The 12,159-nt window shown below is 65.1% G+C and carries 10 protein-coding genes; 9 read left to right on the top strand and 1 reads right to left on the bottom strand.

All coding sequences use genetic code 11. The features are described from left to right. Nucleotides 1–1,986 (bottom strand): autotransporter assembly complex protein TamA, encoded by a 1,986-nt coding sequence (locus BMY25_RS05030; protein ID WP_092495514.1) that lies wholly within the window; start codon nt 1,984–1,986, stop codon nt 1–3. Between the two features lie 366 nt (nt 1,987–2,352). On the opposite strand from BMY25_RS05030, the gene BMY25_RS05025 reads away from it, so the two are divergent. From BMY25_RS05025 to BMY25_RS04985, 9 genes are all read left to right on the top strand, one after another. Next, a complete protein-coding gene (locus BMY25_RS05025; protein WP_177176710.1) occupies nt 2,353–3,252 on the top strand; it encodes a GGDEF domain-containing protein in 900 nt (299 codons plus the stop codon). A gap of 113 nt (nt 3,253–3,365) precedes the next feature. Further along, nucleotides 3,366–4,289, top strand: a complete 924-nt coding sequence (locus BMY25_RS05020) for an alkaline phosphatase family protein (protein WP_092495512.1) — start codon at nt 3,366–3,368, stop codon at nt 4,287–4,289. A gap of 89 nt (nt 4,290–4,378) precedes the next feature. Beyond that, the gene (gene rfbC / locus BMY25_RS05015; RefSeq protein WP_092495511.1) at nt 4,379–4,951 is read left to right on the top strand and encodes a dTDP-4-dehydrorhamnose 3,5-epimerase; all 573 of its coding nucleotides are present in this window, start codon (nt 4,379–4,381) and stop codon (nt 4,949–4,951) included. Then, on the top strand, nt 4,948–6,024 hold the full coding sequence (rfbB, locus tag BMY25_RS05010) for a dTDP-glucose 4,6-dehydratase (RefSeq protein ID WP_092495510.1): 1,077 nt from the start codon (nt 4,948–4,950) through the stop codon (nt 6,022–6,024). Before rfbC ends, rfbB begins: the two co-directional genes overlap by 4 nt. Then, nucleotides 6,021–6,944 carry a dTDP-4-dehydrorhamnose reductase gene (gene rfbD / locus BMY25_RS05005; RefSeq protein ID WP_092495509.1) on the top strand — a complete coding sequence of 308 codons (924 nt, stop codon included), beginning with the start codon at nt 6,021–6,023 and terminating at the stop codon, nt 6,942–6,944. Before rfbB ends, rfbD begins: the two co-directional genes overlap by 4 nt. Beyond that, on the top strand, nt 6,941–7,837 hold the full coding sequence (gene rfbA, locus BMY25_RS05000) for a glucose-1-phosphate thymidylyltransferase RfbA (protein WP_092495508.1): 897 nt from the start codon (nt 6,941–6,943) through the stop codon (nt 7,835–7,837). Before rfbD ends, rfbA begins: the two co-directional genes overlap by 4 nt. A gap of 157 nt (nt 7,838–7,994) precedes the next feature. After that, nucleotides 7,995–8,267 carry a hypothetical protein gene (locus tag BMY25_RS04995; protein ID WP_143061883.1) on the top strand — a complete coding sequence of 91 codons (273 nt, stop codon included), beginning with the start codon at nt 7,995–7,997 and terminating at the stop codon, nt 8,265–8,267. A 229-nt stretch (nt 8,268–8,496) separates the two neighbouring features. Next, entirely contained in the window at nt 8,497–10,671 is a 2,175-nt protein-coding gene (locus tag BMY25_RS04990) for a type I secretion system permease/ATPase (protein WP_092495621.1), read from the top strand. Continuing rightward, on the top strand, nt 10,668–12,131 hold the full coding sequence (locus tag BMY25_RS04985; protein ID WP_143061882.1) for an HlyD family type I secretion periplasmic adaptor subunit: 1,464 nt from the start codon (nt 10,668–10,670) through the stop codon (nt 12,129–12,131). Before BMY25_RS04990 ends, BMY25_RS04985 begins: the two co-directional genes overlap by 4 nt. The last annotated feature ends 28 nt before the right edge of the window (nt 12,132–12,159 follow it).

Here is a 12,159-nt window from a genome sequence, read left to right as displayed (position 1 = left end):
TCAGAAAGCCTGTCCGAGGCCGACATAGATCCCGTATTTCGCGTCGCCCTTCACCGGGTTGAGCGGAACCGCCACATCGAGGCGGATCGGGCCGAGGCCGGTATTGTAGCGAAGGCCGAGGCCGGCGCCCATCTTCACTCCGCCGGAGAAATCGGGAATGGAATCCTCGTAGGCGTTGCCGAGATCGAAGAAGGGAACGATGCCGATCGATTCGGTGATCTTGGTGCGGAGTTCCAGCGAGGCCTCCCAGAAGGATTTGCCGCCGACGATGTCGCCATTTACGCGCGGGCCGACGCTCTTGTAGTCGTAGCCGCGAACGGAACCGCCGCCGCCGATATAGAAGCGCCGGTCCGCCGGAATGTCTTCCAGATTGGAACCGCCGACGATGCTGCCGAGCGCCACGCGACCGGCCACGATGAAGCGGTCGTTCGCGTCGAGGCTCTTGTAGGTGGCCGCCGAGATCTTGCTGCTCAGCGCGATCGTGCCGCCTTCCAGGTCGGTGAAGGGTTCGAGATCGCCCGTGACATGGAAGCCCTCGGTCGGGTTCAGCTTGACATCGCGATTGTCGAACTCGAGCTGCCCGGGAATGCCGAAGATCAGGTAGTTGTTGATGCCGAGCGCATCTTCGACGCGCTCCTTCTCCAGCTCCACGCCGAGCGATCCGGTCAGTTCGTCGGTGAAATACTGCTTCAGCGTCGCTGTGCCGCCCACGCCGCGCTTGAGATAGGTGTCGACATATTCCTGCTGGCCGGTGACGTTCAGCACGAGGTCGGTATCGGGCGAGAACGTGCCGGGGCGCGTGAAGGTGCCGGAAAGCTTGTAGTCCAGCGTGTCGAAGCTACTGCCGATGTCGCCGACGGAGCTCTTGAAGCGCGTGTTGGAATCGGCGCCGAGGCCGCCGACTTCGGCGTCCAGGCGGAACTTCTCGCCTCGGCCGAAGATGTTGCGATACTCGAAATAGCCGGTGACGTCAGCGCCGTCGCGCGTGGAATAAGAAACGCCGCCGCCGACCAGGTGACGCTTGCGCTCGGCCAGGTTGAAGGTGATCGGCAGGGTGCCGTCGCGAACGACGTCGGCCTCCTTGATTGAGATGCTGGAAAGGGTATCCAGCCGCTGCAGCCGCTTCTTGGCGCGCGCCAGATCGTCGGGATCGTAGCGGTCGCCGGGATGCAGTCCCGTCTGCCGGACGGCAAAAGCCGGGTCGAGGCGCTGCGTGCCGGTGACGGAAACGGGCCCGAAAACGGCCGCCGGACCGTGATCGATCTCCACGACCGCGTTGACCTGGTTCGTCGCATGGTCGGCCACGACCTTCCGGTCTGCCACCCGCGCCTTGGGGTAGCCGCGCTGCCGCCAGACGTCGATGACCTTCTTTTCCGCCGTCAGGATCTCGCCGGAGCGGGCCACCGCACCATGCTGGATCTTGGCGTCGCGCAGGTCGAGCTCCGCCTTCTTGTCCTTCATCGGGATGGGCGCGGGCAGGCCGTCGAACTGGACGGTGCCGTACTGGAAGAGGGGGCCCGGATCGACGGAAACCGTGACCTGCGACGGCTTTGGCAGCGTCGAGTCCGGTGCGATCGTCGCGGGATCGCGGCCATCGACCAGGATGCGGATCGTGCCGCCGTAATAGCCCTGCGTGTAGAGCGCGGCGAGGATGCGGCCGTAATCGCCCTTGGCGCGCGCGATCAGGCCCGCGGCGGCGGCCGGCGGGCGGCGGCGCTGCGTGAAGAGGTTGGAGGCCGATTGCAGGACGCGCTTCAGCCGCTTGTTCTGCTGGCCTTCCAGATTGAAGTCGATCTTGTAGGGCTGCGCGTCCGGCGCATTGGCCGGGTCGTTCGGGTTCTTGCCGAAAAAGGTGTGCCCGAACAACGTGAAGGCTTCGGCGGGCGCAAGCGGGACCGTAACGGCGAGCGCGAGGGTGACGCAGGCGGCTCTCTGCCAATTCCTGTGGCGGGCGCGATGGCGCGGACCGGGAGACGCTGAACTCATAACACCTCAGTCTCTGGTGCCGGGGTAACCGGCGTTTCTGCTGAGCGCCCTCAGCCAGGAATCCGGAGACAATACCCGCTGGCATTGCAGCAGGGCAACCGCCGCGGAGGGCGGCATGTCGTTATACCCGCGACAAGTGCAGAGATGCCACTATCTCCAAGGTGGCCGGAATCATCGCGCCGCCGGATGGTTTGCGCCCAAACAAAAATCTTCGCGGCCGCGCGTATATCCTTTATCTCTCTTCGCAGTTGCGGCGCAGCACCTGTCGATATTATGCCACTGCTTCCCTTCCGCTCCCCGGAACGGTGCGCCGCATGGATCGGGTGTTCTGCGGCAATACTTGGATTGGCTGGCGTCGAGGGGTGGATGGATCTTTACGGCTTGATGCAGCGGCTTTCCTGGCCGCGCGGCTATTCCGGCAGAATCTTCCTGATCTGCTTCATCGGAACCCACATTCCGCTTCTCGCGCTGGTGATCTTCACGCTCGTCAGCGGCGGGTGGCACGATCCCGTCGCGCGATGGGCGTTTCTGGTCACGCTGCTCGGCACGGTCGCCGGGGCGATCGCGACGATCTTCGCGATCCAGCAGATGCTTTATCCCCTGCATCGCAGCAGCCGGGCGCTTGAAGAATACGTCGCCGGTCGGCCGCCGATGGAACTGCCGACGCAGTATCACGACGAGGGCGGGCGCCTCATGGCAAACGTGCAGCGCACGCTCTTGCGGCTGAACCAGGCCATGGAGGAACTGAACCGCCAGGCGATGATGGATCCGCTGACGGAGATCGGCAATCGCCGCTTCTTCGACATGCAGTTCGATCGCGTCTTCAGGGACTCGGCCAAGGGCGGAACGGACCTTTCGCTGGTCATCCTCGATGTCGATCACTTCAAGGCCATCAACGACCTTCACGGCCATCTGACCGGCGATTCTGCGCTGGTGCAGCTTGCCGAACTGCTGAAGCGCGACGTGCGCGCCGGCGACCAGGTCGCCCGCGTGGGGGGTGACGAGTTCTGCATGCTGCTGCCCGGGGCCGATCTCGACGACGCGGAAGAGATCGCTCGCAGGGTCGAGCGTTCCGTCGCCGCCGTCACGGTCCCCGGACTGGAACCCGGCGCATTGCGGGTCAGCTACGGCCTCGCCGCGCGGCGCGAAGAGGACGTGCGGGTGGAAGATATCTATAGCCGGGCGGACCGCGCCCTCTACGCGGCCAAGCGCCATCACCGCGACCGGGTGGCCGATGACGGGCTGAGCATCGCGCGGGATAGCTGACCGCCTTCCACGGAAGCAGAGGTCGCGGCGGGCCGCCGCCGCTCTTTCAAGCCTCGATTGCCATGCCTTCACGGCTCACCTAGGTTCTGCCCCGAAGCGCCACACGGCGCAGCATGGGTGATCCGTTGGTCAGCAAAAACAGCGTTCTCTTCATCACGCTCGATTCCTGCCGCTTTGACAGCTTCACGCAGGCGAATGCCCCGGCGCTGAAGGCGGTCGGGCCGCTGCACAAGGCCCAGGCCCCCAGCTATTTCACCTATGGCTCGCATTCCGCCATGTTCGTCGGCTTCACCCCCGGCGTACCCGGAACATCGGCGCCGATCCTCAATCCCAAGGCCGGCAAGCTCTTCAAGCTGGTCGGCGCGGGTTTTCCGGGCAAAGGCGGCGAGGGCTATCAGATCGCCGGCCGTAACATCATCGACGGCTTCAAGCGCGAGGGCTTCCGCACGATCGGCGCAGGCGCGATGGGCTGGTTCGATCCGGAGACCATGACCGGCCAGCACCTCAGCGACAGCTTCGACGACTTCATCTTTACCGGCAATCACGGGCTGGCCCGCCAGATCGAATATGTGAACTCCCGCATCGCGGAGACGGAGCAGGATGTCTTCGCCTTCGTCAATGTGGGCGAGACCCATGTTCCCTACTGGTTCGAGGGCGCGCCCTGGAGCGAGGACGACAATCCCTGCGTCCCGTTCCAGACGGAGGACCGCTCCACCGACTGCCGGACGCGGCAGGTCGCCTGCGTGGAGTTCGCCGACCGGCTGCTCGCCCCGCTTCTGGAAGCGTTCTCGGGAAGCACGATCCTGCTCTGCGGCGATCATGGGGATTGCTGGGGCGAGGACGGGCTCTGGGAGCACGGCGTCAGCCATTGGGCGACGCTGACCGTGCCGCTGCTCGTCCGCGTCCGGGGCGAACCTGTCGAGCGTCCGGACGACTTGCGGGACGAGATAGGGGAGGACCTGCCGGACGTCGCGCCGACGCAGGAGGAACGGCGGAGCCGCCTTCACTCGCTCTTCCGCTATCGTCAGAACGGCTAAGCTCCCACTCAACCCCAGGTCGCGACAGCGGCCTGTACACGCCAACAGCAAAGGGCTATGCGCCACGCAGAAGCCCGGTCCGGAAGACAATGTCCGCGTTTACCCGCCTTGCAATTCCCGACGTGATCCTCGTCGCGCCCACGGTGTTCAGCGACAATCGCGGCACCTTCTGCGAAATCTATTCGCGGCAGCGCTACGAGGAGGTGGGGATTGCCGCCGGGTTCGTGCAGGACAACGAATCCCTTTCGATCATCAAGGGCACGGTGAGGGGGCTGCATTTTCAGACGCCGCCTTTCGATCAGGCCAAGCTGGTGCGCGTCGTGTCCGGCTCGATCTTCGACGTGGCGGTCGATCTGCGGCGCGGTTCGCCCACCTACGGCCGCTGGGTCGGCGCGACGCTGACCGCGGATAAAGGCGAGCAGCTCTTCATCCCGCGCGGTTTCGCGCATGGCTTCTGTACGCTGAAGCCGGAAACGCGGGTCCTCTACAAGGTCGACAACGGCTACTCGCGCGAGCACGACGCCGGCATCCGCTGGAACGACCCGGACCTCGCGGTCGACTGGCCGCTGGGCGACAGCGATGCCGTCCTCTCCGACCGGGATCTGAAGCTGCCCGGGTTCGCCGAATTCCAGACGCCCTTCGAGATGGCGCGCTCGCGATGAGCGACGCCGGAACCCCCAGGCGCATCCTGGTGACCGGTGGTGCCGGCTTCATCGGCTCGGCCGTCATCCGGCGCATCATCGCGGCAACGCCGCACAGCGTCCTCAACGTCGACAAGCTCACTTACGCCGGCAACCTGGAGTCGCTGGCCGGTGTCGCCGACGATCCCCGCTACAGCTTCGCGCGTGCCGATATCTGCGACGGCGAGGCGATGGCGCGGCTTCTTGCCGAGTTCCGGCCGGACTGGGTGATGCATCTGGCGGCGGAATCGCATGTGGACCGCTCCATCGACGGGCCGGCCGCTTTCATCCAGACCAACATCGTCGGCACCTTCACGCTGCTGGAGGCCGCGCTTGCCTACTGGCGCGGGCTCGACGCGGAGGCCCGGGAGCGTTTCCGCTTCCATCACATTTCAACCGACGAGGTCTTCGGCACCCTTGGCGAGGAGGGCGCGTTCGACGAGGAGACGGCCTACCGTCCGAACTCGCCCTATTCCGCCTCCAAGGCGTCCTCCGATCACCTCGTCCGTGCCTGGCACCACACGTTCGGCCTGCCGACGGTGCTGTCCAACTGTTCCAACAATTACGGCCCTTACCATTTCCCGGAAAAGCTCATTCCCCTGATGATCCTGAACGGGCTGGAGGGCAGGAAGCTGCCGGTCTACGGCCGGGGCGAGAACGTGCGCGACTGGCTCTTCGTCGACGATCATGCCGCGGCGCTCTTGGCGGTGGTGGCGCGCGGCCGCCCCGGCGAGAGCTATGCGATTGGCGGTTCGCAGGAGCAGCGAAATATCGACGTGGTCCGTTCCATCTGCGCCATCCTCGATGAGGAAGCGCCGGACCCGGTCAGCGGCTCGCGCGAGCGGCTGATCGAATTCGTGACAGATCGTCCCGGCCACGACCTCCGCTATGCCATCGACGCCGGCAAGATACACCGCGAACTCGGCTGGGCGCCCCGGGAAACGTTCGAGAGCGGGTTGCGCAAGACGGTGCGCTGGTATCTGCAAAATCGCGACTGGTGGGAGCGCATCCGCTCGGGCGCCTATCGCGGCGAGCGGCTCGGCACGGCGCGATGACCTTGCGGGCGCTGGTCTTCGGCGGCGGCGGTCAACTTGGTCGCGAACTTGTCGTCCAGGCGCGGGCCGGCGCGATCGACCTTCTTTCGCTCGGTCACGCGGACGGCGATATCGTGGACCCCGCCTCGATCCGGCAGGCGCTGGATCGGCACCGGCCGGACGTCGTGGTCAATGCAGCCGCCTATACCGCCGTGGACCGCGCGGAGAGCGAACCGGACAAGGCCTTTGCGATCAACGCTCGCGCGCCGGGTCTTCTGGCCGTGGCCTGCGCGGCGGCCAACCTGCCGCTGATCCATGTCTCGACCGATTATGTTTTCGACGGGCGAAAGACCGGGGCCTATGTCGAGGACGATCCGATTGCGCCGCAAACGGTCTACGGCCGCAGCAAGGCCGAGGGCGAATCGGCGGTGCGCGCGGAACTCCACCGGCACCTGATCCTCAGGACATCCTGGGTCTATGGCGCCCATGGCGGCAATTTTCTCAAGACCATGCTGCGGCTGGCCGGCGAGCGCGATCGGCTGACCGTCGTCGCCGACCAGCATGGCTGCCCGACCGCTTCGATCGACCTGGCGCAAGGCATTCTGATCGCGGCCGAACGCGCCGCCAGCGGCGATTCTGTGTGGGGCACCTATCATCTCGCCGGCACCGGCGTCACCACGTGGCACGGCTTCGCCTGCGCCATCGTGGAGGCGGCCGCTCCGCTGACCGGCCGACGCCCAGCGGTCGACGCCATCGACACCGCCGGGTTCCCGACCGCAGCGGCCCGGCCAGCCAATTCGGAACTGGATTCCGGCCGTTTCGCCTCCGTCTTCGGCTTCCGCGCGGTTCCCTGGATGGAGCGCACGGGCGAAGTGGTGCGTGAGCTTTGTCGGACAAGTCGCGAAAACAACAACGAAAAACCGGGAGTCGCAGGCGCATGAAGGGCATCATTCTGGCGGGCGGCACGGGCACGCGGCTGCATCCGATCACGCTTGCCGTCTCCAAGCAGCTGATGCCGGTCTACGACAAACCGATGATCTATTATCCGCTGTCGACCCTAATGCTGGCCGGCATTCGCGAGATCCTCATCATCACCACCCCGCATGACGGGCCGCTTTTTCACAAGCTCCTGGGCGATGGATCGCGGTTCGGTATCAGCCTGACCTATGCCGTGCAGGATGCGCCGCGCGGGCTGGCGGAAGCCTTCATCATCGGTCGCGATTTCGTCGGCGGCGATTCCGTCGCGCTGGTTCTGGGCGACAACATCTTCTTCGGCCATGGCCTGCCGCAGCTTCTCGCCCGCGCCGCCGCGCGCACCGACTGCGCCACCGTCTTCGGCTACACCGTCAACGACCCCGAGCGCTATGGCGTGGTCGAGCTCGATCGGGAAAACAAGGCGCGTTCCATCGAGGAAAAGCCGTCCTCGCCGAAGTCGAACCTGGCGGTGACCGGCCTTTATTTCTACGACAATCGCGTGCTGGATATCGCGGCCGCCGTAAAGCCCTCGGCGAGGGGCGAGCTGGAGATCACCGACGTCAACCGTGCCTATATGGAAGAGGGGCGGCTCTTCGTGGAGATCATGGGGCGCGGCTTCGCCTGGCTCGACACGGGAACCCACCAGTCGCTGCTGGAGGCAAGCCAGTTCGTGCAGATCATCGAGCAGCGCCAGGGCCTCAAGATCTGCGCACCCGAGGAAATCGCCTTCCGGCAGGGCTTCATTTCCGCCGAAAGCCTAGTGGAGCAGGCCCGCCCGCTCGCCAAGTCGGGGTATGGGGAATATCTGCTGCGCGTGGCGCGGGAATGGGAGACGCGTCGTGCTTTCGATGAGCTCTAAGTACAGAGCCCGCTTCGACGCCGCTTTATTTTCGGACCGCGCGCCCTTTTCAGGTCAATTGCTCGGAATTGTGTGTTTCCCGCACTTTCGCGAGGCGCGGCCAGCCTTTATCTGCCGGGATTGAAGCAGAAAACAGCAACGCCGCGGAGCAAGAGAGATGGATTCCCCGATGGAGGACACGAGCGAGGTCCGCGACCGGCTGACGGAAGCGTGGGGCTCGGTCATCCGCCGCACGATCGACACTGGCTATCCTCCCGCTGCGGTTGTGGAAACCATGGCCTCGGTCGCGGTGGCGCGCTGGGCGGAGCTGCACGGAAACCTGGAAGTGTCCAACTATCTGCGCCTGATGGCAGACCAGATCGCGCAGAACGTTCACGATCAGGCCGATGCGCTGATCAACGGAAATGCGAAACCTGCCGAAGAGGCGTGACTCTGCGGCTTCATGCCCCAATTCAGCCATTCGGCCGGGTCATTTACTCTGACCCGAGCCGATGATGCTTCGCCTGTTTCACGGCAGGGGACAGATCCCGGACAGACGGTTCGGAAACCAGTGTCGAAAGCCGGGCTTGGTAGCGACCGGCGCGACAAGTTATGGTAGAGCCGGTCTCCGGGATTAGCAGCGCGCGCAAGCGGAGGGTGACGTATTGTCAGTTGGAACGATCACGACAGCAGCGCAGCCGGCGGACGCGGCCTCCAATGCGAATCCCACGCCGGACTCCGGGCTTAGCGCGCTGGCGTTGATCGCGGCCTTTTACCAGGTCCGCTGCGATACCGCGCAGATCACCCATGAACTCGGCCTCGGCCAGCGCGCCGCCGGCGTCACCGATGTCGTGCGCGGCGCGAAGCTCCTCGGCCTGAAGTGCCGCGCGCTGCTCAATCAGAAGCGGCAGCGGCTTGAGAACGTGCCGCTCCCCGCCGTGCTGCAGCTCAAGGACGGGCGCTTCGTGGTGCTCGGCCGCCGGCACGATGACGGCACATGGCGCATCATCGATCCCGCCACGCGTGGCGTGGAAATGGAGAAGGGCGACGCCTTCGTCGAGCGCTGGAACGGCACGATCATCCTCTCCACCAAGCGCCTCAAGATGGACGAGGCGCCGCGCGAGTTCGGTATCGGCTGGTTTCGTCCGTCCATCTGGCGCTACCGCAAGCCGCTCGCCAACGTTCTGATCGCGTCTCTCTTCGTGCAGCTTTGCGCGCTGATCACGCCGATCTTCTTCCAGATCACCATCGACAAGGTGCTGGTGCACAAGGGCTATTCGACGCTGACGCTGGTTGTCGTCGGCCTGCTCGTGCTCGGCTTCTTCAATATCGTACTGCAATACCTGAGGACCTACATCCTCTCGCACACCACGTCGCGCATGGACGTGGAACTCGGCAGCAAGCTGTTCGACCATCTGCTGCGCCTGCCGCTGGCCTATTTCGAGACGCGACCCGCCGGACAGACGGTGGCACGCGTGCGCGAGCTGGAGACCATCCGCAATTTCCTGACCGGGCAGGGGCTGACCTCCGCCCTCGACCTGCTCTTCACCTTCATCTTCCTGGCGATCCTCTTCGTCTATTCCACGCTGCTCGGGCTGATCGTGCTGATTTCGATCCCCTGCTACATGGGCGTGGCGATGATGCTTCGTCCGCTGCTTCGCGAGAAGGTGAAGGAGCGTTTCAACCGGGGCGCGGCCAGCAACCAGTTCCTGGTGGAATCGATCGTCGGCATCCAGACCGTGAAGGCGATGGCGGTCGAGCCGAACCTGCGCAACGAGTGGGAAGAGAAGCAGGCTTCCTATGTCCGCGCCTCGTTCGAGAGCGTGATGCTTGCGAGCCTCGGGCAGAACTCGATCCAGTACATCAACAAGGTGGCCTCCGCGCTGGTGTTGTTCTTCGGCGCGCGCGCCGTGATCAACGGCGACCTGACCGTGGGTTCGCTGGTCGCCTTCAACATGATCATGGGCCAGGTCACCGCCCCCATTCTGCGCCTGTCGCAGCTGTGGCAGGACTTCCAGCAGGTCAAGGTCTCTGTCGACCGGCTCGGCGACGTGCTGAACTCGCCGACCGAGAGCCGGGCGCTCGGACAGGCCAATCTGCCGCCGGCCCGCGGCGCGGTCACCGTGCGCGGCGTCACCTTCCGTTACCGGCCGGACACGCCGGAAGTGCTGAAGAACGTCAATGTCGAGGTGGGCGCCGGGCAGGTCATCGGTATCGTCGGGCCGTCCGGCTCGGGCAAGTCGACCTTCACCAAGCTCCTGCAGCGCCTTTATACGCCCGAGCGCGGTCAGGTCCTCGTCGACGGCATCGATATCGGTCAGGTCGATCCGGCGTGGTTGCGTCGCCAGATCGGCGTGGTCCTGCAGGAAAACCTGCTCTTCAACCGCACTGTCCACGACAACATCGCGCTGGCCAATCCCGGCATGTCGCGCGCGCAGGTGATCGGGGTCGCTCGCCTCGCCGGTGCCGACGAGTTCATCAACCGCCTGCCGCTGGGCTATGACACGCGCATCGAGGAACGCGGCGCGAACCTGTCCGGCGGACAGCGCCAGCGTCTCGCGATCGCGCGTGCGCTTGCCACCAATCCCCGCATCCTCATCTTCGACGAGGCGACCAGCGCGCTCGATTATGAGAGCGAGAAGATCATCCAGGACAACATGCGTCACATCGTGCGCGGACGCACCGTGATCATCATCGCCCACCGCCTCATGGCCGTGCGCGATTGCGACCGCATCATCGCGATGCAGGACGGTGTGATCGTGGAAGATGGTTCGCACAACGAACTGCTGGCCCGCTCCTCCAGCCTTTACGGCCGGCTGTGGCGCATGCAGGCCGGGCAGGAGGCTGCAGCGTGAGCACCAACGTCGTCAGGTTCAATCCGGTAGGCGCGATCAGCACGCGCGCGCAGACCATGTTCGCCAAGGCGGAGGATCAGGAGTTCCTGCCCGCCGCGCTGGAAATCCTGCAGACACCCGCTTCGCCCAAAAGCGTCGCCATGATCTGGCTGATCTGCGGAATGCTCACGGCGGGGCTCGCCTGGAGCGCTTTCGCCAAGCTGGACATCTATGCGACGGCGACCGGCCGCATCCAGCCGAGCGGCCGATCGAAGTTCATCCAGCCTTTTGAAACGGGCAAGGTCAAGCAGGTGCTGGTCGCCAACGGCGACCACGTGAAGGCCGGCGATCTGTTGATCGAGATGGACAGCACCGACGCCACGGCCGAGCGTGACGCGGCGCGGCGCGATGTCGAAGCGCTGGACGCCGAGATCGCGCGCCGCAAGGTTGAGATCACGGCCGTCCTGAGCGGCGCGACGGCGATACCTGTGGTCGGCTATCCCGCCAATGTCGGCGACGGCATGAAGGCGCGCGAGGACGGCGTGCTCAAGGCCGAGGTGAACCAGTTCACGGCGTCGCGCCAGAGCCTGCTCGCCCAGCGCGATGAGAAGCAGGCGACCAAGTCCAAGCTGGAGGCGAGCATCGCCACCCGCGGGCAGCTCCTCGGCGTGTTGACCCAGCGCTACAACATTCGCGAGGAACTGCGGAAGAAGCAGGCCGGCACCTTGTCCTCGGTGATCGACGCCCAGCAGGATCTTGGCGAATACGCGACCTATCAGGCGACGGACGAGGGCGAGGTCCACGAGGCGGACGCGGCGATCAATTCGTTGAACCGGCGCATCGATCAGCTGCAGACGCAGTTCGTGGCCGATCAGTCGCAGAAGCTGAGCGATGCTCAGCGCAAGCGTGACCAGCGGGCGGAGGACCTGGTGAAAGCCAGCGCCAAGGTCGCGCGCACGCGGATGACCGCCCCCATCGACGGCACGGTCCAGCAGCTTGCCGTGACGACGGTCGGCCAGGTCGTGAGCAGCGGACAACCGCTTCTCGTCATCGTGCCGTCCGAAGGTCCTATCGAGGTGGAGGCCCTGGTTCCCAACGAGGATATCGGCTTCCTCGATGTGGGGCAGGAAGCCGTGATCAAGATCGACGCCTTTCCGTTTACCCGTTACGGCACGTTGAAGGGCAAGATCACGCAGATCTCTCGGGACGCGGTCGACAGCCGGGACAGCGGTGCCAGCGACGTGACGCAGACCAAGTCGCAGAACCAGGCGTCCACCACGGCGACGCCGGAGATCCGGAACCTCGTCTATCCCGTCACGCTCGAACTGGATCACCAGGCCATGGATATCGACGGCCGGAACATTCAGCTGCTGCCGGGCATGACGGCGACGGTGGATGTGCAGACCGGGCGCAGGCGGGTGCTGAGCTATCTCTTCTCGTCGCTGACGGAAACGACCTCGCAGTCCGGTCACGAGCGCTGACCGCCCGCTTTACTCCGAAACGCCGATG

It is taken from the genome of Faunimonas pinastri, from assembly GCF_900110915.1.
GTDB classification, from domain to species: domain Bacteria; phylum Pseudomonadota; class Alphaproteobacteria; order Rhizobiales; family Afifellaceae; genus Faunimonas; species Faunimonas pinastri.
This window is presented reverse-complemented; position numbering and strand designations above follow the sequence as displayed.